The following is a 25,007-nucleotide window of genomic DNA, read 5'->3' on the forward strand; positions in this document are numbered from 1 at the left end:
CCCCCTCCCGGCGTGCTGTGGTGGTGGCGGACCCGGCGGGCCCGCGCGATTTGCGCCCCTGATGGACGCAAATTCTCCCCGCACCCCCGATTTTCGTACAAAACCCGCGTACACATCGTACAAAACGTACGAAACGCTCAGAGGCGGGACGTGACCTGGCGGATGAAATCCTCGCCGCGTTTTTCGAAATTGTCGTACTGGTCGAAACTGGCCGCCGCAGGGGCCAGCAAGACCGTCTCGCCCGGCTGCGCATCCTCCATGGCGCGGGCGACGGCGCGCTCCATCGTGGTGCAGACCTCAGCCTCAAGCCCTTCCAATTGCAGGGAAAATTCCGCCGCCTCGCGCCCGATGACATAGGCCTTCGCGACATGGCCGAACCCCGGCACAAGCGCCGACAGCCCGCCCTCCTTGGCCAGCCCGCCGCAAATCCAGCGGATTTTATCGAACGCCATCAAGGCCTTGAGCGCCGAATCCACATTCGTCGCCTTGCTGTCGTTCACGAAAGCGACCCCATTTTTCTCGGCAATCACCTGACTGCGATGCGGCAACCCTCCGAAGGACTGAAAGGCCCGCTCGATCACCTTGGGCGCCAGCCCGAGGGTGCGGCAGGCCGCATAGGCCGCACAGGCGTTCTGGTGGTTATGCGCCCCCGGCAAGCCCTTGATATTCCTCAAATCTATCGACCCGGCCTGTTTGCCCTTGCGGTACTCCGACAGGAACCCCTTGCGCGCGAACACCGACCACCCCGGCCCCGACAGCCTGCGATCGGCCGACACCCGGATCACCCGGTCGTCGCCGCGCCCCACGGCCAGTTGCCCGGCCAGGAACAGGCCCTCGTCCTCGTCCACGCCGATGATCGCACGATCCGGCCCGCCCTCGGCGAACAGCCGCCGTTTGGCCGCGAAATACCCGCCCAGACCGGCGTGCCGGTCCAAGTGGTCGGGGGTCAGGTTGGTGAAGACCGCAATATCTGGTGTCAGGGCACGGGCCAGTTCGGTCTGGTAACTGCTCAGTTCCAGCACCACCACACCGCCATCGCCGGGCGGGTCGATATCGAGCACCCCACGCCCGATATTCCCGGCCAGTTGCACGTCCTTTCCGGCCTCCTCCAGAACATGATGAATCAGCGCCGAAGTCGTTGATTTTCCATTGCTTCCGGTCACCGCGATCACCTTGGGCGGCTGATCGTATGCCTCCCATCCGGTGCCCGAAAACGAGCGGAAGAACAGCCCGATATCGTTGTCCACGGGCACCCCGGCCCGCAAGGCATTGGCGACCACCTTGTTGGGCTGCGGATAAAGATGCGGAATGCCGGGGCTGACAATCAGAGACGCGATGTCATCGAACACGCCATCGCGCGATAAATCCTTGATTTCAAACCCTTCTTCGGACGCGCCCTCGCGCGCGGCGGGGTTGTCGTCCCATGCCAGAACCTGCGCGCCACCCGCCCGCAAGGCCCGCGCCGCCGACAGGCCCGACCGCCCCAGCCCCAGCACCGCCACACGCTGCCCGGATACGCCCTGCACCTCGATCATGCCTGTTTCCTTCGATAGTTCACCACGCCAAACTGCCCCCACAACGCCCCGCGCGCAAGCGGGTTAACAAAGTGTTACGCCTTGCGGACGCTCCCGGCCGGGCGACGGTGCCGAATCCCTTTGTTAACAAGGGCCGCGCCCCCATTCAGGCCCTTCGGTATCGTGTCGGTATCGCGTCGGTGCCGGGGCGGTGCGGCCTGCGGATAAACCGGGCGCACGCTGGACGTTCGTACAAAGCGTACGCGCGTTTCGTACAAAAGATGAAACAGCCCACCAAGCGGGATCAGCGAACCTTCAGCGTCGCCAGCCCGACCATCGCGAGAATCAGGGCGATGATCCAGAACCGGATGACGATCTGCGGCTCGGCCCAGCCTTTTTTCTCATAGTGATGATGGATCGGCGCCATCAGGAACACCCGCTTGCCGGTGCGTTTGAAATAGAGCACCTGAATGATCACGCTGAGCGCCTCGACCACGAACAACCCGCCGACAATGCCAAGGACGATCTCGTGCTTGGTGACCACCGCAATCGCGCCCAAGGCACCGCCAAGCGCCAGCGAGCCGGTATCGCCCATGAACACCGCCGCAGGCGGGGCGTTGTACCACAGAAACCCAAGGCCACCACCGAACAGGCCAGCGGCGAAGATCAGGATTTCCCCCGTACCGGGGACGTAATGCACATCGAGATACTCGGTAAAGTCCACACGCCCCACCGCATAAGCGATCACCCCCAGGGCGCCGCCCGCGATCATCACCGGCATGATCGCCAGACCGTCCAGCCCATCTGTCAGGTTCACGGCATTGGCCGCGCCCACGATGACGAACATCGCGAAGGGTACGAAGAACCAGCCGAGGTTGATCAGCGTATCCTTGAACACCGGCAGGGCCAGCTGGAACTGCAATGTTTCGGGGTGATAGACTGACGCCCAGTACGAGGCGATCCCGGCGATCAGGAAACCGAGCCCGAGGCGCACCTTGCCCGGCACGCCCGACACGTTCTGCTTGGACACCTTGGCGTAGTCATCGGCAAACCCGATCAGGCCGAAGGCCAGCGTCACGAACAGCACCAGCCAGACGAACGGATTGTCCAGCCGCGCCCAAAGCAGGGTCGAGGTGAGCAGCGCCCCCACGATCAGCAACCCGCCCATGGTGGGGGTGCCGGTCTTGGCGATGTGGCTTTCCGGGCCGTCGCTGCGGATCGGCTGCCCCTTGCCCTGGCGCTTGCGCAGCACGTTGATCAGCGGCGGCCCGAACAGGAAACCGAACAGCAGCGCCGTCATGAAGGCCCCGCCCGCGCGGAAGGTGATGTAGCGGAAAAGGTTAAAGATATCCCCGCCATCCGACAACGCGGTCAACCAGTAAAGCATTCAACTGTCCTCTGTTTCCCGGCCCGAAGGCCGCATGGCGCGTCGCAGCGCATCGACCACAAGGCTGACTTTGCTGCCCTTGGAGCCCTTGACGAGCACGACATCGCCCGCGTCTATCATACGGCGGGCGCGGTCCGCCAGTTCCTGTGCCGTTTCGCACCATACGCCGCGCTTGTGCTCCGGCAGAACCTGCCATAGCGCCCGCATCCGCGGGCCGACACAATGAATCACGTCCAGATCGGCGATAAAGGGCAGATCGGCCAGACCGGCATGCAGGGCGGTTTCATCCGCGCCCAGTTCCAGCATATCGCCCAGAATGGCGATGCGCCGCCCCCTGGACACCCGCCCGACGCCATCCTCGGGCGTCGTGGCCGCCAGCACTTCGAGCGAGGCAGCCATCGAGGTGGGGTTTGCGTTGAACGCATCGTCGATCAGCGTCAGCGACAGATCGTCCACCGTATCCAGCACGATCCGCTCGCGTGTGCCCCGCCCCGCCGGGGGCCGCCACCTGGACAGATCGCGCGCCGCGAGCGTTACGTCACCGCCCAGGGCCTCGGCCACCGCCAGAACCCCAAGAGCGTTGGCCGCGAAATGCCGTCCCGGCGCCGACAGTTTCACGATTTGCGCCCCCGAGGGCAGTTCAGCCCGGATCACCGTGGCATCTGCGGTCAACTGCACCGATATCAGGCGGTATTGGCAGTCCTCGCCCGCCCCGAAGCGGAACACCGAGCCGCCCGTTGCGCATGCCGCGCCTTCGATGGTGCGCGTCACCGTTTTGTCCAGATCGCCATTGAAGATGCAGGCGCCGCCCTCTTCCAGCCCTTCGAAGATCGCCGCCTTCTCCCGCGCGATCCCGTTGAGATTCTCGAAGGCCTCCATATGCGCGGGCGCGACGGTGGTGATCATCGCCACATGGGGCCGCGCCAGGCGTGACAGCGGCGCGATTTCGCCGGGGTGGTTCATGCCGATCTCGATCACCGCGAATTCGGTCCCGGCAGGCATGCGGGCCAGCGTCAGAGGCACGCCCCAATGATTGTTATAGCTTGCCTCGGCGGCATGGGTGCGGCCCTGTCGGGACAGCACATCGCGCAGCATTTCCTTGGTCGAGGTCTTGCCGACCGAGCCGGTCACGGCCACCACGCGGGCCTGCGTGCGGGCCCGCGCGGCGCGGCCAAGCGCCTCGAGCCCGGTTTGCACGTCCTCCACGATCAGCAGCGGCGCGCTGTCGTCCAACCCGTCGGGAATACAGCTGACCAGTGCGGCGGCAGCCCCGTTTTCAAGCGCCTGCGCCACGAAATCATGCCCGTCGCGCGCCGCCTTCAGCGCCACGAACAGATCGCCGGGTTGAATGGTGCGGGTGTCGATCGAAACGCCGGTGGCTTGCCAGTCGCAGGTGCTGCGCCCGCCGGTGGCCGCTGCGGCCTCCCGTGCCGTCCAGAGCGTCATGCGAGGCCCCCGTCGAGCGCCGACACCGCGACGCTGGCCTGTTCGCTGTCATCGAAGGGAAACACGTCGTCGCCGACGATCTGCCCGGATTCATGGCCCTTGCCGCAGATCAGCAGCGCATCGCCCGGCCCCAGCATATCGACTCCGCGCAGGATCGCCTCGGCCCGGTCGCCCACCTCGGTGGCCGAGTCGGCGCCGCCCGCTGTGGCGACGCCCGCCATCACCGCGGCGCGGATCGTTGCCGGATCTTCCGAGCGGGGGTTGTCGTCGGTCACGATCACCAGATCGGCGTTTTCCACCGCCGCCTTGCCCATCAGCGGGCGCTTGGCCGCGTCACGATCCCCGCCCGCGCCGACAATGGCGATCAGGCGGCCCATCACATGCGGGCGCAACGCCTTGAGGGCGGTCGAAACGGCATCGGGCGTATGGGCGAAATCCACGAAAACCGCTGCGCCATTGGCGCGGGTCGCGGCCAGCTGCATCCGGCCCCGCACGGTTTTCATATGCGGCAGGGTTTCAAAGACGCGCTCGGCATCGGCCCCGGCGGCAATGGCCAGACCGGCGGCCAGCAGCACGTTTTCCGCCTGGAACCCGCCGATCAGCGGCATCCGGGCCTGGTGTATCCGGCCCTGCCAGTCAAAGCGCAATTCCTGCCCGGTAGGATCGAACCGCTGCGCCAGCATGTGCAGATCGCTCCCCTCGCGGCGGCCAACCGTGATCAGGTCCTGCCCGCGCGCGCTGGCGATTTCGGCCATCGCCTGCCCCCTGGGATCGTCGACGTTCAGCACCGCGACGCCATCCTCGGGCAACACGCGGTCGAACAGCCCGGCCTTGGCCGCGAAATATTCATCGAACGTGGCGTGGTAATCCAGATGGTCCTGCGAAAAGTTCGTGAAGCCCGCCGCGCGCAGATGCACGCCATCGAGGCGGCGTTGCTCCAACCCGTGCGAGGACGCCTCCATCGCCGCATGGGTCACGCCGGCCGCCTCGGCCTCGGCCAGAACGCGGTGCAGGGTGATGGGCTCGGGGGTGGTATGGGCCAGCGGCGCCTCGAACGCGCCTTCGACGCCGGTGGTGCCGATATTCACAGCCTCCAGCCCCAGTTCCATCCAGATCTGGCGGCAGAAACTGGCGACCGAGGTCTTGCCGTTGGTGCCGGTCACGGCAACCATCACCTCGGGCTGCGCCCCGAACCACAGGGCGGCGGTATAGGCCAGTGTCTGGCGCGGGTCTTCGGCCACGATCAGGGCGACATTGTCATACAAGGCCAGATCGTCAGCCGCCAACCGCGCGCCTCTTGAATCGGTCAGGATGGCCGCGGCCCCCATGCGCAACGCGTATTGAATGAATTCGCCGCCGTGCACGCGGGTGCCGGGCAACGCCGCGAAGAGAACCCCCTCGGCCACCTCGCGGCTGTCCACGGTCAGGCCGGTGATCTGCGCCCGCTTGCCGCCTTGCGCGGTCAGGCCGAGTTCCGTCAGTGATTTCGTCTGGCCCGCCACCATATGTCCCCGCGCGTCATGCCTAGTTCGCTGTCAGCGTTATAGCAGCCAGTTCGCCGGGTTCAATCTGTGGGCGAAGCCCCAGCAGGGGAGCGACGCGACGTATGATTTCGGCGGCCACGGGTACGGCTGTCCAGCCCGCTGTGCGGCGCGGCTCGTCGCCCGAGGTTTCCACCGGCTCGTCCAGCGTGACCACCAGCACGTATTCCGGGTCATGAGCCGGAAAGACGCTGGCGAAAGTCGCGATCACCTTGTCCTCGTAATACCCGCCGCCCCGTTCCTTGGGCTTGTCGGCGGTGCCGGTCTTGCCGCCCACGGCGTATCCCGGAACCTCGCCAAAGCTGGCGGTGCCTTCGGTGACGACCTTGCGCAGCATGTCCAGCGCCACGCGCGCCGTCTGTTCCGACATCACGCGCGGACCAAGCTGCGCAGTAGGCTGACGCAGCAATGTGGGTGTCACCTTGCGCCCGCCATTGGCCAGCGTGGCATAGGCGGCGGCCAGGTGCATCGGGCTGGCCGACAGGCCATGACCATAGGAAATCGTCATCGTCGACAATTCGGACCATTTCGGCGGCAACAGGGGCTGCCCGCCTGCGGCCTCGACGATCTCGACCGGGGTCGGATCGAAGAACCCGAGTTTTTTAAGGAACGTTTGCTGACGCTCGGCCCCGATCATCTGGGCGATACGCGCGGTGCCGATGTTCGAGGATTTGACGATCACCTTGGTCGCGGTCAGTTCCGGCCCGTAATTGTGGAAGTCCCGAATGCGGAACCTGCCCCACCGCAGCGGCCCCGTGGTGTCGATCATCGTCGACGGGTTGATCAGACCCAGTTCCAGCGCCTGCGCGACCGCGAAAATCTTGAAGGTCGAACCCAGTTCGTAAACCCCCTGAACGGCGCGATTGAACAGCGGGCTGTCGCTGGGATTGCCCTCGGTCGGCGGGCGGGGCCGGTCGTTGGGATCGAAATCGGGCAGCGACGCGACCGAGATCAACTCACCCGTTTTCGCCTCCATCAGGATCGCGGTGGCGCCCTTGGCATTCATCAGGGTCATGCCGCCATGCAAAACCCGCTCGACCGCCGCCTGCACCGACAGGTCGAGCGACAGGGTCAGCGGCTCGTGGCCATGCGCCGGATCGCGCAGGCGTTCGTCGAACTGCTTTTCGATACCCGCCACGCCGATCACCTCGGCGGCATGGACGCCCTCACGGCCGAAACTCGCCCCGCCCATCACATGCGCGGCCAGCTTTCCGTTGGGGTAAAGGCGCATTTCACGCGGACCGAACAACAGGCCCGGCTCGCCGATGTCATGCACGGCCTGTTTCTGTTCGGGGCTGAGTTTTTTCTTGATCCACAGGAACTTGCGCTTGCCGGTAAAATCCTTGATCAGCCTTTCGCGATCCAGATCGGGAAAGATTTTGACCAGCTCGTCCGCCGACCGCTCCGGTTCGATCATCTGGGGCGGCTGCGCATAGAGGCTGTGGGTTTCGAAATTGGTGGCCAGGATACGGCCCTTGCGATCCACGATATCGGCGCGCTGCGCCAGTATCTGCGCCCCGGCGATGGAACTGCGCGGCTCGGACGGTTCGGAACTGGCCAGAACGCCCATCCGCCCGCCGATCACCGCGAAGGCGCAAAAGAACATCGCCCCCAGAACCAGAAGACGCCCCTCGGCGCGCACGCGGGCGCGATCCCGCATCTGTTCGTGCCGGATGCGGATATTCTCGCGCTCGATGGCATCGGGGTTTTCGCCCCTGGCACGGGCTTCGAGGATACGGGCCAGCGGACGCAGCGGGGTGCGGATCATTGCGTGTCCTCCATGTTCATATTGGAAACCTCGACCGGGGTCAGGATCGGCAGGGTTTCGTCCTCGGGCGGAAAGGCCACCTGGTCGATACGGCCGAACTGATAGGGTTGCAGCGGCACAAGGCCCAGCTTGTCGAAATTGATCTCGGCCAGATCGCGCAGACGGTCGGGCCGGTTCAGATAGGCCCATTCGGCATTCAGCACGCGCAGGCGCTGACGGGCATCGGAAATCTGAAGCTGGAGCCTCTCGGCGCGGTTCAGCGCCGCCTGGGTTTCATAATTCTCGCGATAGGCCCAAAAGGCCAGGCCGATCACCGATAAAGCGGTCAGAACGTAAAACAGGCTGCGCATTATCTGTCCCCCTTGAGCAACGGCATGCCAATGGCCTTGCGATCCGCCGGCGTGGCCGGTGCATCGGTGCGGATCGCTATGCGCAGTTTGGCGCTGCGCGAGCGTGGATTTTCACCGAGTTCCCGATCGTCCGGGCCAATGGCCTTGCGGTTTCGGACCTCGAATTCCGGCGCGATGGCCTGTAGCTCGGGTGCGTGGCGGCTGCCCCGCCCGCCCCCGCCGGACTTGGCCTGAAGGAAGCGTTTGACCATCCGGTCCTCGATCGAATGGAAGGTCACCACCGCCAGTTGCCCGCCGGGTTTCAACGCCCGTCCGGCGGCCTCCAGCCCGGCGACCAGCTCACCGAATTCATCGTTCACCGCGATGCGCAAGGCCTGAAAGCTGCGGGTCGCGGGATGGGCCTGCCCCGGCTTGGGGCGCGGCAGGCATTTTTCCACGATTTCAACCAGTTGAAAGGTGGTCTTTATGGGGCTTTCTTCGCGGGCACGAGTGATCGCACGGGCAATCCGGCGGCTGGCGCGTTCCTCGCCATAAAGATACAGGATATCGGCCAGATCGCTTTCGGGCGCCTCGTTCACCAGATCGGCGGCGCTCGGGCCGTCCTGGCTCATCCGCATGTCCAGCGGGCCGTCCTGCATGAAGGAAAACCCCCGCTCCGCCCGGTCGAGCTGCATCGAGGACACGCCGAGATCCAGCACCACGCCATCCACGCCCTGCGCATGATCGTCCATGTTGGAAAACGTATCCTGCACCAGGTCCAGCCGCGCGCCGTACTCCGCCCCCCATTCGCGCGCCATCTCGAGCGCCAGCGGGTCGCGGTCCACGCCGATCACACGCTCGGCCCCGGCCTCCAGCAGCGCACGGGTATAGCCGCCCGCGCCAAGGGTTCCATCGACCCAAACGCCCCGAACGGGCGTAACGGCCTCCAGCAGCGGGCGCAGAAGAACAGGAATATGCGGGGCGGTATCGGGGGCGTGGGCAGCGGCAGCCATCCGTCAATCCCCTTTCGGCCCATCCAGGAAGGACAGCGGATCGAAATCCTCGGGCAGATCGTCCAGCCACTCTTCGGTCTTGGCCAGCTCTTCTTCCTCGTAGGTTTCGGGCTTCCAGACCTGAAAGGTGTCACCGGCGGCGATGAAGAACGCCTCGCTCTCCAGCCCGATCTTCTGCCGCAGCTTGGCCGGCAGAACCAGACGCCCGGTTTCGTCCACATTGGTCGGATAAGACTGACCATGGAACAGGCGCTGCAACATCTTGCGCTCCATCGAGCCGCGCGGCAACGCGTCGATCTTGGCGTCGACCTCGGCGATGGCGTCCATGGTGTAGCATTCAAGGTAATTGCGGCGGTGATCGCCATAGACGATGACCAGTTCGGGGTTCAGCCCTTCGGTCCAGTTCGGGTCGGAGGCTTCGAGGACACGGCGAAAAGAGGCCGGGATCGAGACCCTGCCCTTGCTGTCCACCTTGTGGTGGCTTTCGCCTCTGAACCTGCGAACCACTGTCCCGTCCGCCTCTCTGTCGCCCCGGTTGAAATCGTCCCCCCCCCCTGAAACGAAACGACGGACTGAGCTGCTGCCACTGCCCAATCCGCCGCCCTCGTCCCGCCTCGCGGGGATGTCCGACTGCGCGCGCCACCTGGGGGGATGTCTGCTCGCCCGCGCGCCGGATCTCTTCGTTCGATGAAAGCGGGTGCCTGTATGAAACCTGACTTGGGAGTTTTTTGTTCGGGGTCTTTGTTGCGCCCCTTTGTTCCCGTCCTCATCGTGATTAAAGGGATGCCATGGGATTTCATGGAAATCAATAAGTTTTTGCGGGAAACAGGCACATGATCTTGTTCTTAGTAGCCTTCAAAAACAACATGATGTGCTAAATCGGCACGCCTGAACGCATAACTTAGCGGAATATACCGTCATCTAACACAACATATAGTAGACTAAGGCAAGGCCGAATTTTTCCCATGCTTTCCCGAAAAAATCCCATAAATCAGCAGCCCGGTCAGAAATTTCAGCTGAAATCAGGTACGCTCAGGGCCAATCGCACCGATCACACCCCCGTGATTCGGCGCGTGAACAGACCCCGCCCATGAATTCCCATGGCGCGGTCCCATGAATTCCCGCACGGTTTCCCAGGATGTCCCGAAAGGCGCAGTCAGCCCTGCGCAGGCTCCAGCCACTTATACATCACCAGCGCATCCACCAGCCCCGCCTCGGGGTGGCGAAACGCCCCCGGCAGGCGGCCCACGGTCTCGAACCCCAGATACTGCCACAGGCGGATCGCGCCGGTATTGGTGGACACGACCAGATTGAACTGCATCGCCAGATAGCCCAGCTTGACCGCCTCGTCCTGCGAGTGCAGGCACATGGCGCGCGCGATCCCCTGCCCACGGGCCGAAGGGGCCACCATGTAACCGCAGTTGCAGACATGAGCCCCGTTCCCGGCCTGGTTCGACTTGATGTAGTAGCTGCCCAGGATTTCGCCCTCGCGCTCGGCCACATAGGTGGCGCGGGGCTGCTCGACCCACTGCGTCAGCATGCGGTCGCGTGTCAGGTTCGGGTCGATGGCATAGGTGTCGCCCTTGCGGATCACATCACGCAACAGGGGCCACACCCTGTCGGCATCCGAATCCCGCACCGGGCGGATCACAAGATCGCCGTTGTCCTTCACCCGATGCTCCTTGCGTGGCCGTTTCAGGAAAGGCCACATTACCCCCTGCGCCGCTCAGAGCAAGCCCTCGCGCAAAAGGTCGCGCCGCAGCCCCGGCGTCAAGTGCCGGGACCGCGCGTCCTTCATATCAGCCGCGCACCACGAAAACCGAGCACTTGGCATGTTCGGCCACCTTGCCGCCATTCGATGGCCAGATGTAATCGAGAATGTTCGGCATGTGGCTTTGCATCACGATAAGATCGACGCCCTCGTCCTTGACGGCCTTGATCAGCACATCGTCGATATCCGTTGTCGGGTCATGCGCCATCACCATGTCCGCCGTGGCATTGATCCCGTGCGCCTCGGCCTGCTCCGCCGCAAAGGCCATCAGCTTGTCCTTGTACTCCGCAGGGTTGTGCGCGGTCGAACTGGGCGTCGGCGTCGTGGCCCCGACATAAACCACGTCGGCGCCGTATTGCTTTGCAAGGTCGGCCGTAACGGCCAGAGATTTGGTCAGATCGCCTTTATGGGCCAGATCGACCGGCGTCATGATCTTCTTGAACATTCACTATCCTCCTGTCGCGCGGATTGCACCGCCGCTCCTGTCCGAAACCGGACAGGCCGCCTGTGCGCTCCGCCGAACGGGGGCCTGCGGCGGCTCCGCAGGATGCCCCTTGCATCGACGGTAACGCGGCGCGGGGCCGAAAATCAATCAACCACGCCGTTTTCCATGCCAGTCGCGACATATGCGGCCCCGCAGGACGATCTCAGGCGTTCACATCCACCACGACCCGGCCCTTGATCTGCCCCTTGAGGATATCACGCCCCAACCCCGGCAGGTCCGACAGCGTCGCGGGCTGCACCATGGCCTCCAGCCTGTCCATCGGCAGGTCGCTGGCCAGCCGCTGCCACGCGCGCAAACGGTTGTCATAGGGTTGCATCACGCTGTCGATCCCCAGCAGGTTGACACCGCGCAGAATAAAGGGCGTGATCAGCGCCCCCTCGATCGCCGCGCCACCGGCCAGCCCCACGGCCGCAACCGACGAGCCGTATTTCATCTGCTTCAGAACCCGGCCCAGCATGACGCCCGCCACCGCATCGACGCAGCCCGCCCACTGCTCGGATTCCAGCGGCTTCCGGGTGACCTCGGTCAACTCCTCGCGCGCAACGATCTGGCTCGCGCCAAGCCCTTTCAGGTACGCGCCGGTCTCTGGCCGCCCGGTCACCGCCGCCACCTCGTGGCCCAGATTGGCCAGGATCGCCGTGGCGACACTGCCCACGCCGCCCGCGGCCCCGGTCACCAGAACCGACCCGTGACCCGGCTCCAGCCCGTGATCCTCCAGCGCCATGACCGACAGCATCGCGGTCAGCCCGGCGGTGCCCACCGCCATCGCCGCACGGGTATCCAGCCCCTCGGGCAAGGGCACCAGCCAGTCGGCCAGCACCCGCGCCTTCTGGGCATAGCCGCCCCAATGCGCCTCACCCACGCGCCAGCCGGTCAGCACCACCTTGTCGCCGGGCTTGTAGCGCGCATCGCTGCTCTCTTCGACCGTGCCGGCAAAATCGATCCCCGGCACATGCGGATAGCGGCGCACCAGCCCGCCGCCCGGCCCGATGCACAGCCCGTCCTTGTAGTTGACCGTGGAATAATCCACCGCCACCAGAACCTCGCCATGGGGCAGGTCATCGACCCCGATCTGCGTCACTGCGGCGCTTGTTTTGCCGCTGTCCTCGTCCTTGTCCACAACCAGTGCGTTGAACATCTGTCTCTCCCTTCGCGCAATCAGGGCCAGCCCCCTGCTTCATCTTTCCCAAAATACTCCGGGGAGTGTGAGGGGCTGGCCCCTCACTCCCTCGCTCGCAACAGGCGCCTACGTCCCCGGCATCGCGAACAGATCGCTGACCGGCGCATCGAACCCCGCCCGTGTCATCATCGCATGCAACTGCCCGCGATGATGGGTCTGGTGGTTGAACATATGCACCACGCACAGCGCCTTGGGCTTGCTCACCTCGCGGCCCAAGGCGCCCGAATGCCATGTCAGATCGCCGGTCAGGTCCAGCGCATGCAGCTTGTCGGCCCAACGGGCGATGGCCGCATCGGTCACGAACCGCTCGGCACTCCACACCGCGAGGGTCGGGCACAGCCCCGGGCTGCCCTCGATCCCACCCTCGGGCGCACCGACCAGATCGGAGGCGAACCGGCTCATCCAGATCCGGTCTCCCCACAGGATATGGCTCAGCGTTCCCAGGATCGAGCCGAAGAACGCGCCGTGACCTTGCCGCAGATCGTCCAGCGATGCGCCGTCCAGCGCGGCATGTATCTGCCGGTTCTGCCACGCGTTGTAGCGCGCCATCTGCCGCGGATACGCCGGGCCGATCATCAGCGGGGCCCGTGCCAGTCGATCTGGCAGATTTCCGCGCTGCGCCCGTCGAAATCCCACACCCGGCCAAAGGCGCGCACCCGCCCCTTGGTGGCGGTGGCCACGGTAATGTCGGGGCCCATCCAGTATTCGGTGTTGGTCACAACGATATCCTCGCCGCCCTTGCCCTCGACCGGCACCACCTCGCCCTGGATCTTCTTGCCCACCATCAGGCGGCGCGCCTTGCCTTCGGTTTCGAACACCACCGGCGCGCGCTCGGCGCCCAGGAATTCGCTGACCAGCAAGCTGAACAGCCCGGTGGTGCCGCGCGCCTTGCCGCTGAAGATATTGACCAGCGCCTCATAGGCCTCGTCGCTGGCGCGCTCGTCGATATAGGCCGCCGCCTTCCAGTTGCCGCGCGCCATCAGGCCCGGAATTTCCAGCATCAGCCCCACGTTCAGCCCCGACAGGTCGGCATCGCCATACTGCCCCTCGTCGATGCGCACCCCGGCCCAGGCCTGGCAATGACCTTCGGTCGGCGGATGTTTCCCAAGGCTGACGACACAGGGGCAGAACACCGTGCAGTTGCAGTTGAGGATCAACTCCCCCTTGATGGTCCAGGGCACCGTGCCCAACTCGTCGAACGGCATGTTTCACTCTCCTCCGTTTCAAATTCCGCCTGCCAGCATCCAAAGCCCGGCCAGCCCCAGCCCCGCCCCCAAAGGACGGGTCAGCCAGCGGCCCAGATCGGGCAGTTTCTCGATGATCATGATCGCCGTGGCGAGTCCCATGAAGGCCAGGTTCATCACCCCGCCCACAAAGGCCAGCGCCATCAGCGCCCAGCAACAGCCAAGGCACACCAGCCCCAGCCGCAGCCCGTTGCGCCACGCGCCTTCGTCCCAGTGCTGCATGAAAAAGGTCAGCGGCGCGCGGCATTTGGCAAGGCAGGCCTCTTTCACCGGGCTGAACTGATACGCCCCGGCGATCAGTAACAGCACCCCGGACAAGATTCGCGAGCGGCTGTCGCCAAAGGCGCTGACCAGGTCGCCCCGGTAAAGCCCCATCTGCGCCCCCGCCGCCAGCAGCGAAAAGCCCAGCCAGATCGTCAGATACCCCGCCAGCAGCGCGGCAAACCCCGACCGCCCGGTCGTTGGCAACTCGTCATAGGTGGCCAGCGCCGGCAGGGCGGTGGGGGCCATCATCGCCGCCGACATCAGCGCCCACATGACCGTGATCCGCCCGAATCCCGCCGCGTCGGGCGTGACCACGCACAGGCTGGCCAGGAACTCGGCCCCGTAAACCTGCCCCGCCGCCCTCAGGCTCTCGGGCAAGGCCATCGCATAGAGCAGCGCCCAGGCCAGAACGATCACACCGAACAGCGTCAGCCAGTGCAGGCCCGTCATCCGTCTGATCCGTGCTGAAATCATCTCACCCTCATGCGACTCATCGCTTGCCTTTAAATTGTCAGACATTTAAATGTAAGACAAATGAAAATCGACCCGAACACCAAAACCGACCTCTCGGCCCAGATCGCCAAGGCCATCCGCGACGCCATCGTCGAGGGGCGCATGATCGTGGACGAGCGCCTGCCCTCCGAGGCCGAACTGGCCGAGCAGTTCGAGGTCTCCCGCCCCACCGTGCGCGAGGCACTCAAACGGCTGGCGGCGCAATCGCTGATCCGCACGCAGCGCGGCGCCTTCGGCGGGGCTTTCGTCAAACGGCTCAGCTATGAAGAGGCTTACGGGCAGCACGTCACCACCTCGACGCTGCTGTTGTCGATGAACGCCGTCAGTTTCGAAACCGCCTGCGAGGCCCGCTATGCGCTGGAACGCGCCTGCGCGCCGCTGGCCTGTGCGCGCCGCAGCGCCGATCATCTCGCCACGATGCGCGCCGAGATTCACCGCCAGACCCAGCCGGGCCTGTCCGATGAATCCTTCTGCGCGTCGGACGTGGCCTTTCACCGCGCCCTCGTGGATGCCGCCGGGAATCCGGTGCTCAGCTATCAGCTGGCGGGCGCGGTCGAGGCGATGCAGCCGCTGATGAACATGATCACCTTCACCGCCCGCTCACGCGAAACCATCGAGCGCCTGCACACCCGCATCGCCGATGCGCTCGACACGCAGGACGCGGCCGCCGCCGATACCGCCCTGCACGAGCTCGAAGCCTATACGCTGACCCTCGGGCACGATGTCATGGCCGCCCGCGCCCGCAAGGCCACCTGACCCGTCAGTCGTCCAGCCGGCGCGCCTCGTCCAGCAGCATCACCGGAATCCCGTCGCGAATCGGATAGGCCAGGCCGGCGGCGCGGCTGATCAGTTCCTGACGCTCGGCGTCATATTCCAGCGTCACCTGCGACTGCGGACAGATCAGCGCCTCCAGCATGCGCCGGTCGAACCCGGCATGATCATGACGGCTGTCTTCGGCGGTATCGTTCATTGCACGACCTCCCTGTCGTCGCCCCCGCGCAGGGCGTATTCGATCAGCGTCACCAGCGTTTCGCGCCGTGTCGACAGCGACGGCGCCTCCAGCAGCGCCTGCTTGTCCTCGGGCTCGAACCCCAGGAGCATCGACAGCGAATTGATCAGCAATTCGTCCTCGGCCTGCTCCAGCGTCTCCCAATCGGTCTGCAACTCGCGCGATTTGAAATAACGCCCCAGCAGCGCCAGAAACGCCGCGCGGTCGAACTCCGGGTCGGCATCCGCCGGTCCGAGATCGCGGTCGAACCCCTCCCAGGACACGCGCGCGCGCCGGTACGGGGTGAACCCCTCGACCTCTTCCAGTATCCGATACCGGGAAAGCCCCGTCAGCGTGATCATGTATCGCCCGTCCTCGGTTTCCGAGAACTGGGTGACGCGCCCGACGCAGCCGATGGCGTGCAAGCCCTTGTCCTTGCCGCTCTCGGGGGCCGAGGCCGGGCCGGGATTGGGCTGCACCATGCCGATCAGCCGCTCCGGCGTCTTCAGCACATCGTCGAGCATCGCCAGATAGCGCGGCTCGAACAGGTGCAGCGGCAGACGCGAGCGCGGCAACAGCAACGCCCCCGGCAGCGGAAAGACCGGGATGACATCGGGCAGATCGGATGCGTTGAACATATCGGTCAACCTAGCCCGCACAGGCGGTCAGGCAAATATCATCGAGCTGAGCTTGCGGCGTCCGTTCAGAACGATGGGATCATTGGGCTTGAGCGCCTCGAAAATGGTGAACAGCTGCTGCTTGGCCGCCGCGTCGTTCCATTCACGGTCGCGGCGGAACAGTTCCAGCAACTGATCGACCGCCTCCTGTGTCTGCCCGGTCGCGTTCAGTGCCTGGGCCAGGTCGAACCGCGCCTGATGGTCGTTGGGATCGGCCTCGACCTTGTCCTGCAATTCGCCCACGGGTCCGGCATCCGCCGCCTGCCGCGCCAGTTCAAGCTGAGCATGGGCCGCCTCCAGTTCCGGGGCCTGCGATATCTCGGCGGGTGCGCCGTTCAGGATCGCCTCGGCCTGTTCCAGATCGTCCATCGAGATATGGGCCCGAACCAGCCCGCCATAGGCGGCGGCGTTCTGCGCATCCTCCTGAAGGATCGCGGCAAAGGTCTGGGCGGCATCGGTCGCCGCGCCCTGCTCCAGCATCTCCTCGGCCGCCGCAAGCGCATCGTCGAGCCCGCCGCTGGCATCGCCCCCGGCGGCCTGCACGACACGTTCGACAAAGGCGTCGATTTCCGACGGGGGAACCGCGCCCTGAAACCCGTCCACAGGTTGCCCCTGCCAGAAAGCATAGACCGTCGGGATCGACTGCACCCGCAACTGGCCCGCGATCATCTGGTTTTCATCGACATTGACCTTGGCCATCCTGACCGCGCCCTTGGCCTTGGTCACCGCCGCTTCCAGCGCCGGACCGAGCGTCTTGCAGGGGCCGCACCACGGTGCCCAGAAATCCACGATGACCGGAACGGTCTGGCTGGCTTCGACGACTTCGCTCATGAAGTCCGCCTCGCTCACGTCCTTGATCAGATCGGTTGCAGGAGGGGTTTGGCCACCAAGTTCAAGCATGTCTCGGGCTCCGGATGCTGTGCGTGTATTCCCCGGTTACATGGAGCAGCCGCGCGCATGTTGCAAGAGGGCAGCGCACTCATCCCCTTGCGCCCGAGAGTGTTCCGCCCCGGACACCGGCCTGAGAGTCACAAGGGGGGCGGCAGCCAAAGCCCACAAGACAGCGCCACCGCCCAAGAGGGCCAAACCTCTGACACTCGCATTCATGAACCGTTTACTGTTTGGCCCCCCGCGGTTGTTCTTTCTGATCGGGGGGCAAATTGATAGGTCAGGTTTTCCTTACCTAAATTGCGACAACGTAAAGCTATAAATCGAATGTCGCGAATACGGGGGCGTGGTCGCTGGGCTGGTCCCAGCCACGCGCGGCGCGCAAAATGCGGCTGGAATGAAAGGCGTTCTTCAGATCGCCGGACGTCCAGATATGATCCAGCCTGCGCCCCTTGTCCGCCGCGTCCCAGTCCCGCGCGCGATATGACCACCAGCTATAAAGCTGCCCTTCGGGAATATCGGCGCGGGTCACGTCCGTCCAGCCCCCCGCCTCTTGGGCATTGCCCAGATGTTCGACCTCGATGGGAGTATGGCTGACCACCTTGAGAAGCTGCTTGTGCGACCACACGTCGTCCTCGCGCGGGGCGATATTCAGGTCACCCACCAGAATCGCCTTTTCGGGGCGGCTGTCGCGGAACCAGTCCCGCATTTCTGTCAGGTAATCCAGCTTCTGGCCGAATTTCTCATTGATGGCACGGTCGGGCTTGTCGCCCCCCGCAGGCACATAGAAGTTATGGATCACCGTGCCGTTTTCCAGCCGCGCCGCCACGTGGCGGGCATGGCCAAGCGCGGCGAAATTCATGTCTCCCGCATCTTCCAGCGGCAGGCGCGACAGGATCGCAACGCCGTTATATCCCTTCTGTCCGCGCGCCACCATATGGCCATAGCCCAGGGCGGCGAACTGGTCGCGCGGGATTTTCTCGACCGGGCTCTTGCATTCCTGAAGGCACAGGATATCCGGGCCTTCTTCCTGCAACAGCCGGGCGACCAGCCCTTCGCGCAGCCGGACCGAGTTGATGTTCCATGTCGCCAGCGTGAATGCCATGAGTGTCCCTTTCCTTGCCTGTGCGTTCGAATTCCGTATCCGCTCTATACCGCGAAGCGCGCGCCGCGACACCCTCGGAAATAGCCCGCGCCGCCATGCCCACCCCGACCCGACAAAAAAAGACCCCGGCGCAAAGCCGGGGTAAGTCCAACAGGGAGGTGCATGCGATAACCCGCACATGCAACGGGAACTCTTGCAGCATACCACCGCATGCAGGCGCTATCCTTGACCTGCGTCAAAACCTGCGTGGCATGCCAGTCACCCTAACATAAGCTATCTTTGCCCTATGCCAAGAGGCGGTACCCGCCTGTTTCCGTCACTAAAAGACGTGCATTCGACGGATCGGGTTCGATTTTCTGGCGCAGACGGTAGATATGGGTCTCCAGCGTATGCGTCGTCACCCCTGCATTATAACCCCAGACCTCGTGCAGCAGCACGTCGCGCGCAACGACGCCCTCGGGGGAACGATACAGGAATTTCAGGATGTTGGTTTCCTTCTCGGTCAGACGAATCTTGCGGTCGTCCTCGTCGATCAGCATCTTCATCGCCGGTTTGAAGGTATACGGCCCCAACTGGAACACCGCGTCCTCGGATTGTTCATGCTGGCGCAGCTGGGCCCGGATTCGCGCCAGGAGCACCGGAAACTTGAACGGCTTGGTCACGTAATCGTTGGCCCCGGCATCGAGGCCCAGAATGGTGTCGGCATCGCCATCATGGCCGGTCAGCATCATGATCGGCGCCTTGACCCCCTGCTTGCGCATCAACCGGCACAGTTCGCGGCCATCGGTGTCGGGCAGGCCGACATCCAGAATCACCAGATCGTAGAGTCCGTCGCGCGCCTTGGTCATCGCCTCGGCCCCGTTGGCGGCCTCGAACACGTCGAAATCCTCGGTGATCACAAGCTGCTCGCTCAGCGCCTCGCGCAGGTCGTCATCGTCATCGACCAGAAGAATTTTCTTGAGCTGTCCCATGCAAATGGCTCCTCGTACTGGATGCCGGAAAGATGTGGCAGCCAGGGCGATTGCACAAGATATGCAACAGCGGCCTCACAGCGACGTGTTGAATCGGGGGCGTATATTTCAATTCCCTGCAAAAGGGGCTAGATGTTACACAGTAACAACGAAGACACCCCAAGGACACCGCACCATGAGCCTTGCCCCGGACCTGACAGAAACGCTTGCACGCGCCCGCGCCGATCTGCGTATGGGCGTGCCCGTCGTGCTCGAGTCCGCGGACGGCGCGGCACTGGTGCTGGCCGCCGAAACGCTGGATGCGCAACGCCTGGCGGACCTGCGCGCGCTTGGCGGGCGGCCCATGCTGGCGATCACCGCGCGCCGCGCCGAAACGCTCAAGGCCCGCGCCTATGACGGCGACGTGGCGCGCATCCTCCTGCCGCCGGATGCCAGCCTGCCCTGGGTTCTGGGCGTGGCCGATCCCGCCGACGATCTGAAAACCCCGATGAAAGGCCCCCTGATGGCCGAACGCGGCGGCGATGCCGCGCTGCACCGCCTTGCCCTGTCGCTGGTCAAATCGGCCCGCCTCCTGCCCGCCGCGCTGGTACTGGACCTCTCCGACCCCGACAGCTTTGCCGCCAGCCACAGCCTGACGCGCGTGCCCGCCACGCCCGCCGCCGCGATGATATCGGAAACCAGCCCCCTGCACCCGGTGGTCAGCGCCCGCCTGCCCTTGCAGGTGTCCGAGGCCGGACGGCTGCACATTTTCCGCCCCGAGGACGGCGGCGAGGAACATTACGCCATCGAAATCGGCCAGCCGCCGCGCGACAAGCCGGTTCTGGCGCGCCTGCATTCGGCCTGTTTCACCGGCGACCTGATGGGCAGCCTGAAATGCGATTGCGGCCCGCAACTGCGCGGCGCGCTGGCGCAAATGGGGGCCGAAGGCGCGGGCGTGCTGCTCTATCTCAACCAGGAAGGGCGCGGCATCGGCCTCGCCAACAAGATGCGCGCCTATTCCCTTCAGGATCAGGGGTTCGACACGGTCGAGGCCAACCACCGCCTGGGGTTCGAGGATGACGAGCGCGATTTTCGCATCGGGGCGGAAATCCTCAAGCGCATGGGCTTTTCCTCGGTGCGGCTGCTGACCAACAACCCCGGCAAGATCGCCAAGATGGAAGAATGCGGCGTCAGCGTGACCGAACGCGTGCCCCTGAAAGTGGGCGAAAACGCCCATAACCGCGCCTACCTCGCCACCAAGGCCGCCAAGTCGGGCCATCTTCTCTGACCGAAATCCTGAAAAGATTTCGAACCGCTTTCTTTTCAAGAAAGCGGCACCGGCCCCGACAGCCACCGCACGGGCGCACGGTTGCAGAAAATCACGATCTGCCCCGAGTTCTCCGCCACCTGAACCCCCCGTCGATGGATTTCACGCAGGAACAGTTCCATCCCCACAAAACGCTCCACATCCCGCGCCTTGCGCCGGATCACCCCCCCTGCTGCACCGCCTTGGACGCAAACAGATCGTTGAGCCATATTTCGGGCGAAAGAGGAGAATTCCGGTTCTGCATGGGACGCAGACTGGCGCAGGTATGGTTAAAATCACGTTAAACGAGGCCCCCGTAGGGTGCGCATTCACTGCGCACCATGCCCGAAACACCCCGCGCAAACGATGCGCATTCACTGCGCACCCTCCCCTTTGCTCTACCGCCCCCGCCGCTTCACGTTCCCCCCGCGTTGCCCCGGACGCCCGGCTGTCGAGCGCCCGCGCGCTTTCACCGCGTCCTCGCTGGCCTTCTCCACCGCCTGTTGCCGGGCCAGCGGGTCGTCGTGGACGGCCAGATCGACCGCTTCCAGCCGCCTGACCTCGTCGCGCAGGCGCGCGGCCTCTTCGAATTCCAGATTCTCGGCGGCCTTGCGCATCTCGGCGCGCAAACCGTCCAGATGGGCCTGAAGATTGCTGCCCACCATCGGCTTGTCCACCGTCGCCGTCACCCGGTTCATATCCACGTCGCCCTGATAGAGCCCGGCCAGAATGTCATCGACATTCTTCTTCACCGTCGCGGGCGTGATGCCGTGTTCCTCGTTATAGGCGATCTGCCTTGTGCGGCGGCGGTCGGTTTCGTCCAGGGCCCGCTGCATCGAGCCGGTGATCCTGTCGGCATACATGATCACCCGCCCCTCGGCATTGCGCGCCGCGCGCCCGATGGTCTGGATCAGCGAGGTTTCCGAGCGCAGGAATCCCTCCTTGTCGGCATCCAGAATGGCCACCAGCCCGCATTCGGGAATGTCCAGCCCCTCGCGCAACAGGTTGATCCCCACCAGCACGTCGAACGCCCCGAGGCGCAGGTCGCGCAGGATTTCGATCCGCTCGATGGTGTCGATGTCCGAATGCATGTAGCGCACGCGAATGCCCTGCTCGTGCAGGTATTCCGTCAGATCCTCGGCCATGCGCTTGGTCAGCGTAGTGCACAGCGTGCGATAGCCCGCCTCCGACACCCGGCGCACCTCGTCCAGCAAATCATCCACCTGCATTTCGACGGGCCGGATTTCCACCTCCGGGTCCAAAAGGCCCGTGGGGCGGATCACCTGTTCGGTAAACACCCCGCCCGTCTGCTCCAGTTCCCAGGCGGCGGGGGTGGCGCTGACGAACACCGATTGCGGGCGCATGGCGTCCCATTCCTCGAACTTCAGCGGGCGGTTGTCCATGCAGCTCGGCAGGCGGAAGCCATGCTCGGCCAGGGTGAACTTGCGCCGGTAATCGCCCCGGTACATGCCGCCGATCTGCGGCACGCTGACATGGGATTCGTCGGCGAACACGATGGCATGGTCGGGAATGAATTCGAACAGCGTGGGCGGCGGTTCGCCCGGCGCGCGCCCTGTCAGGTAGCGCGAATAATTCTCGATCCCGTTGCAGACGCCGGTCGCCTCCAGCATCTCCAGATCGAAATTCGTGCGCTGCTCCAGCCGCTGCGCCTCCAGCAATTTGCCCTCACCCACCAATTGATCCAGCCGCTGGCGCAGCTCCTTGCGGATATTCACCATCGCCTGCTGCATGGTCGGCTTGGGCGTGACATAGTGCGAATTGGCGTAGACGCGGATTTGCTCGAAACTGCCGGTTTTCTCGCCGGTCAGCGGATCGAATTCTCCAATCGATTCAAGCTCCTCCCCGAAAAAGCTCAACTTCCATGCCCGATCCTCAAGGTGCGCCGGCCAGATTTCGAGGCTGTCGCCCCGCACCCGGAAACTGCCGCGCTGGAACGCCTGATCGTTGCGGCGGTATTGCTGGGCCACCAGATCGGCCATGACCTTGCGCTGATCGTACTCCTCGCCCACCTTCAGGTCCTGCGTCATCGCGCCATAGGTCTCGACGCTGCCGATCCCGTAGATGCACGACACCGAGGCCACGATGATCACATCGTCCCGCTCCAGCAGCGCCCGCGTGGCCGAGTGGCGCATGCGGTCGATCTGCTCGTTGATCTGGGATTCCTTCTCGATATAGGTGTCGGAGCGCGGCACATAGGCCTCGGGCTGGTAGTAATCGTAGAAGCTGACGAAATACTCGACCGAGTTATGGGGGAAAAATCCCTTGAATTCCCCGTAAAGCTGCGCCGCCAGCGTCTTGTTCGGGGCCAGGATGATCGCCGGGCGCTGCGTTTCCTCGATGACCCTGGCCATCGTGTAGGTCTTGCCGGTGCCCGTCGCGCCCAGCAACACCTGATTGCGCTCGCCCTCGTTCACCCCTGCGGTCAGTTCGGCAATCGCCGTGGGCTGATCGCCCGCGGCCTCGAACTCCGTCACCATTTCGAACCGCTTGCCGCCTTCCAGCTTTTCGCGCGTTTTCACGTCCGGCGCGGGGCTGTGCAGGATCGGCGGGGTTTTATCGGAATGGGCATAGGGCATATCTGGGGCGGTCCTCGTGGTTCCGCCCCACATTTGTTCTCTTTTCGTCCCGGATCAAGGGGCAATCCCCGAACGCGCCGGAAATGCCGCCCCGTCGCCTGCCCGGCTCAGCGGTGCAACCGGGGCGCGGCCATCCGGTGCCCCTGGCTCAGTTCGACGCCCCGGTCACGCTCAGCCCCAGCACCCGCCAGCTTTGCATGCCCCCGCGATAGTAATGAATCCTGTCGGCGGGATATCCCACCTCGATCATGTTGCGGATTGCTGTGGGGCTTTGCCCGCACCAAAGCCCGTTGCAGAACAGGGCGACGGGCCGCGCCTCGTCGCAGACCCAGCCCTCAAAGTCGATTTCGCAGCCCAATTCGCCCAGACGATCCACCACCTGCGTATAGGGGATGTTGACCGCGCCGGGGATGGTGCCGCCCGCAAACCACTCCGGCGTGCGGCTGTCCACCACCACGGCCTCCTCGTCGGCCAGCATCTCCAGCAATTCCACCTCGCCAATCGTGGTCACGCCCGGTGCGGGTGTCATCGGCTGGATGCAGAACGGCGGACAGGCCCGCGAGGTGCGCGCCCATTCGCCGGTGATCTCATGCGCATTGTCCTGAATGCGCGAAATTTCGACCGGCCCCGAGGGCGTCTGAACCGTGACCGAGGGGATATAGGGCCGGATATTGACCGGCTTCTGCTCCTGCGCCGCCACCGGCATCGCCAACAGGCCCAGCATGGCCGAAATGATCGTGAAACGCATCGAAACTCCTCCCTCTCGTGAACACGGATCAGATCAGCACGAAACGCCCGCCCCCGCAAGGGACGGGCCCTGTGGCACCCTGACCGCCAATCGCCCGCGGTCTCAGCGGATCACATGCACCGCACAGCCCGCATGCCGCACCACCTGCGTCGCGGTACTGCCCAACAGCAAATCCTGCATGCCGGGCCGGTGGCTGGCGATCACGATACAATCCACGCCGTTCTTTTCGGCGTAATCCAGAATGGTGCGGCCCGAATGCCCGTCGATCACCTCGGCCACACCGTTGGGCAGGGCCGACGCCATTTCACTCAGTTCAGCCTCGATGGCCTGCCGGCTTTCCACCAGGTAATTCTCGGGCACATAGGAAATGGCATAGCCCGGAATCTGCTCCATGACATGCAGCACGGTCACCTTGCCACCGTCGCCGGCCAGAATACGCGCCACATTTATCGCGCCCGCCGAATCGCGGTCTTCCTCAAAGGAAACAGGGACGAGAACATTCTTGTACATAAGGGCCTCCAATTGCAGTTCATGACAGTATGGCACGGCATGTGCCGGGAAACATTGACGCAGGTCAGATGCTAAGGCAATTCCGTCGCTTCCTCGATCTGGCGTTTGATCTCGGCGCCCCATTCCCCGATCACCGGAAGAAGTTCGACCTGGCTCAGCCCCCAGACCACGATCGACAGGATCATCGACGCTCCCAGCAGCGTGCCCAGCGCAAAGGCCGCGCCGCGCGCGAAATTGAACAGCAACAGCCGCGGGATCGAGTTGTGAATCCGCACGAAACGGTGCTTGTTCAGCCGCGCCACCTCGGCGCGCAGCGCTTCGAGCTCGTCGGCCAGCGCGCGCTCGCCGCTCTCGTTCCCCTTGTCCATGTCACCCCGGCTCATTCAGTCGAAAGTTCCGGCGACCTCGTACATCACCGGCTCGAATCCCTTGCACAGTTCGTTGATCCGGCGATTGCGCTTGCGCATTTCCTGGCTGCGCAGCATCGCCTGAAAATCCTCGCGCCGCTTCCACTGGGAATAATTGGCGATCCGGGTCTGCGCATCGTTCACATGCAGCCCCGCCGCGATGAAGCCGGGCTGTTTCGAAATGAACTCCTCATAGGCGCTGGTCAACTCGTCCAGAAGGTCCTGACAGGTGCCGGGCGTCATCTCGAAGGTGGTGATCACGGTCTGATAGCTGTTGTCGGTACGGATCAAAGGCATGGCGGAACTCCTTTTACACGCTTCAGCCTAACATCCTTGCGTCACAGCGCAAATTCTAA

Annotated in this window: 27 protein-coding genes; 2 read left to right on the forward strand and 25 right to left on the reverse strand. The window is 64.4% G+C overall.

Annotated elements, in window-relative coordinates:
- Nucleotides 1-137: 137 nt before the first annotated feature.
- From murD to BUB53_RS03025, 14 genes are all read right to left on the reverse strand, one after another.
- Entirely contained in the window at nt 138-1,535 is a 1,398-nt protein-coding gene (murD, locus tag BUB53_RS02960) for a UDP-N-acetylmuramoyl-L-alanine--D-glutamate ligase (RefSeq protein WP_073032515.1), read from the reverse strand.
- Nucleotides 1,536-1,818: 283 nt separating this feature from the next.
- Nucleotides 1,819-2,901: a phospho-N-acetylmuramoyl-pentapeptide-transferase gene (gene mraY / locus BUB53_RS02965; protein ID WP_073032528.1), complete on the reverse strand. Its 1,083-nt coding sequence runs from the start codon at nt 2,899-2,901 to the stop codon at nt 1,819-1,821.
- On the reverse strand, nt 2,902-4,347 hold the full coding sequence (locus tag BUB53_RS02970; protein WP_073032530.1) for a UDP-N-acetylmuramoyl-tripeptide--D-alanyl-D-alanine ligase: 1,446 nt from the start codon (nt 4,345-4,347) through the stop codon (nt 2,902-2,904).
- Nucleotides 4,344-5,852 (reverse strand): UDP-N-acetylmuramoyl-L-alanyl-D-glutamate--2,6-diaminopimelate ligase, encoded by a 1,509-nt coding sequence (locus BUB53_RS02975; RefSeq protein ID WP_073032532.1) that lies wholly within the window; start codon nt 5,850-5,852, stop codon nt 4,344-4,346. The genes BUB53_RS02970 and BUB53_RS02975 overlap by 4 nt, the downstream gene beginning before the upstream one ends.
- Nucleotides 5,853-5,871: 19 nt before the next feature.
- Nucleotides 5,872-7,656, reverse strand: a complete 1,785-nt coding sequence (locus BUB53_RS02980; protein WP_073032534.1) for a peptidoglycan D,D-transpeptidase FtsI family protein — start codon at nt 7,654-7,656, stop codon at nt 5,872-5,874.
- Entirely contained in the window at nt 7,653-8,006 is a 354-nt protein-coding gene (ftsL, locus tag BUB53_RS02985; protein ID WP_073032536.1) for a cell division protein FtsL, read from the reverse strand. Before ftsL ends, BUB53_RS02980 begins: the two co-directional genes overlap by 4 nt.
- On the reverse strand, nt 8,006-8,998 hold the full coding sequence (gene rsmH / locus BUB53_RS02990; protein ID WP_073032542.1) for a 16S rRNA (cytosine(1402)-N(4))-methyltransferase RsmH: 993 nt from the start codon (nt 8,996-8,998) through the stop codon (nt 8,006-8,008). Before rsmH ends, ftsL begins: the two co-directional genes overlap by 1 nt.
- 3 nt (nt 8,999-9,001) lie before the next feature.
- Nucleotides 9,002-9,505: a division/cell wall cluster transcriptional repressor MraZ gene (gene mraZ, locus BUB53_RS02995; RefSeq protein ID WP_073032547.1), complete on the reverse strand. Its 504-nt coding sequence runs from the start codon at nt 9,503-9,505 to the stop codon at nt 9,002-9,004.
- A 649-nt stretch (nt 9,506-10,154) separates the two neighbouring features.
- A complete protein-coding gene (locus BUB53_RS03000; RefSeq protein ID WP_229709448.1) occupies nt 10,155-10,670 on the reverse strand; it encodes a GNAT family N-acetyltransferase in 516 nt (171 codons plus the stop codon).
- A 127-nt stretch (nt 10,671-10,797) separates the two neighbouring features.
- Entirely contained in the window at nt 10,798-11,214 is a 417-nt protein-coding gene (locus BUB53_RS03005; protein ID WP_073032551.1) for a universal stress protein, read from the reverse strand.
- A 202-nt stretch (nt 11,215-11,416) separates the two neighbouring features.
- Nucleotides 11,417-12,412: an acryloyl-CoA reductase gene (gene acuI / locus BUB53_RS03010; protein ID WP_073032554.1), complete on the reverse strand. Its 996-nt coding sequence runs from the start codon at nt 12,410-12,412 to the stop codon at nt 11,417-11,419.
- Nucleotides 12,413-12,520: 108 nt separating this feature from the next.
- Complete coding sequence (locus BUB53_RS03015; protein ID WP_073032556.1) at nt 12,521-13,030, reverse strand: DinB family protein; 510 nt, start codon at nt 13,028-13,030, stop codon at nt 12,521-12,523.
- Nucleotides 13,030-13,659 carry a DUF1326 domain-containing protein gene (locus tag BUB53_RS03020; protein WP_073032559.1) on the reverse strand — a complete coding sequence of 210 codons (630 nt, stop codon included), beginning with the start codon at nt 13,657-13,659 and terminating at the stop codon, nt 13,030-13,032. Before BUB53_RS03020 ends, BUB53_RS03015 begins: the two co-directional genes overlap by 1 nt.
- Nucleotides 13,660-13,677: 18 nt before the next feature.
- Nucleotides 13,678-14,436: a DUF2182 domain-containing protein gene (locus BUB53_RS03025; protein ID WP_188744965.1), complete on the reverse strand. Its 759-nt coding sequence runs from the start codon at nt 14,434-14,436 to the stop codon at nt 13,678-13,680.
- 60 nt (nt 14,437-14,496) lie between these two features.
- Between BUB53_RS03025 and BUB53_RS03030 the strand changes: the two genes are divergently transcribed.
- A complete protein-coding gene (locus BUB53_RS03030; RefSeq protein WP_073032563.1) occupies nt 14,497-15,231 on the forward strand; it encodes a FadR/GntR family transcriptional regulator in 735 nt (244 codons plus the stop codon).
- A gap of 4 nt (nt 15,232-15,235) precedes the next feature.
- Here the strand turns inward: BUB53_RS03030 and BUB53_RS03035 are convergent, their stop codons facing one another.
- From BUB53_RS03035 to BUB53_RS03055, 5 genes are all read right to left on the reverse strand, one after another.
- On the reverse strand, nt 15,236-15,445 hold the full coding sequence (locus BUB53_RS03035; protein ID WP_073032565.1) for a Trm112 family protein: 210 nt from the start codon (nt 15,443-15,445) through the stop codon (nt 15,236-15,238).
- The gene (locus BUB53_RS03040) at nt 15,442-16,101 is read right to left on the reverse strand and encodes an LON peptidase substrate-binding domain-containing protein (protein ID WP_073033692.1); all 660 of its coding nucleotides are present in this window, start codon (nt 16,099-16,101) and stop codon (nt 15,442-15,444) included. Before BUB53_RS03040 ends, BUB53_RS03035 begins: the two co-directional genes overlap by 4 nt.
- 27 nt (nt 16,102-16,128) lie before the next feature.
- Complete coding sequence (locus BUB53_RS03045) at nt 16,129-17,040, reverse strand: thioredoxin family protein (protein WP_073032567.1); 912 nt, start codon at nt 17,038-17,040, stop codon at nt 16,129-16,131.
- A 304-nt stretch (nt 17,041-17,344) separates the two neighbouring features.
- Nucleotides 17,345-18,133, reverse strand: coding sequence for an exodeoxyribonuclease III (locus tag BUB53_RS03050; RefSeq protein ID WP_073032569.1), 789 nt, complete (start codon nt 18,131-18,133; stop codon nt 17,345-17,347).
- 284 nt (nt 18,134-18,417) lie between these two features.
- Nucleotides 18,418-19,104 (reverse strand): response regulator transcription factor, encoded by a 687-nt coding sequence (locus BUB53_RS03055; RefSeq protein WP_073032572.1) that lies wholly within the window; start codon nt 19,102-19,104, stop codon nt 18,418-18,420.
- 175 nt (nt 19,105-19,279) lie between these two features.
- Between BUB53_RS03055 and ribA the strand changes: the two genes are divergently transcribed.
- Nucleotides 19,280-20,371: a GTP cyclohydrolase II gene (gene ribA / locus BUB53_RS03060; protein WP_073032574.1), complete on the forward strand. Its 1,092-nt coding sequence runs from the start codon at nt 19,280-19,282 to the stop codon at nt 20,369-20,371.
- A 35-nt stretch (nt 20,372-20,406) separates the two neighbouring features.
- On the opposite strand, the gene BUB53_RS03065 is transcribed toward ribA, so the two are convergent.
- From BUB53_RS03065 to BUB53_RS03090, 6 genes are all read right to left on the reverse strand, one after another.
- The gene (locus BUB53_RS03065; RefSeq protein ID WP_327213531.1) at nt 20,407-20,574 is read right to left on the reverse strand and encodes a hypothetical protein; all 168 of its coding nucleotides are present in this window, start codon (nt 20,572-20,574) and stop codon (nt 20,407-20,409) included.
- A 213-nt stretch (nt 20,575-20,787) separates the two neighbouring features.
- Nucleotides 20,788-22,986 carry an excinuclease ABC subunit UvrB gene (gene uvrB, locus BUB53_RS03070; protein ID WP_073032576.1) on the reverse strand — a complete coding sequence of 733 codons (2,199 nt, stop codon included), beginning with the start codon at nt 22,984-22,986 and terminating at the stop codon, nt 20,788-20,790.
- A 148-nt stretch (nt 22,987-23,134) separates the two neighbouring features.
- Nucleotides 23,135-23,734 carry a rhodanese-like domain-containing protein gene (locus BUB53_RS03075; RefSeq protein WP_073032578.1) on the reverse strand — a complete coding sequence of 200 codons (600 nt, stop codon included), beginning with the start codon at nt 23,732-23,734 and terminating at the stop codon, nt 23,135-23,137.
- 102 nt (nt 23,735-23,836) lie between these two features.
- Nucleotides 23,837-24,244 (reverse strand): universal stress protein, encoded by a 408-nt coding sequence (locus tag BUB53_RS03080; RefSeq protein WP_073032580.1) that lies wholly within the window; start codon nt 24,242-24,244, stop codon nt 23,837-23,839.
- A gap of 71 nt (nt 24,245-24,315) precedes the next feature.
- Nucleotides 24,316-24,627, reverse strand: coding sequence for a DUF5665 domain-containing protein (locus BUB53_RS03085; RefSeq protein WP_073032583.1), 312 nt, complete (start codon nt 24,625-24,627; stop codon nt 24,316-24,318).
- Nucleotides 24,628-24,948 carry an antibiotic biosynthesis monooxygenase family protein gene (locus BUB53_RS03090; RefSeq protein WP_073032585.1) on the reverse strand — a complete coding sequence of 107 codons (321 nt, stop codon included), beginning with the start codon at nt 24,946-24,948 and terminating at the stop codon, nt 24,628-24,630.
- Between the last annotated feature and the right edge of the window lie 59 nt (nt 24,949-25,007).

This window comes from Roseovarius pacificus, from assembly GCF_900142665.1.
In the GTDB taxonomy this organism is placed as follows: Bacteria; Pseudomonadota; Alphaproteobacteria; order Rhodobacterales; family Rhodobacteraceae; genus Roseovarius; species Roseovarius pacificus.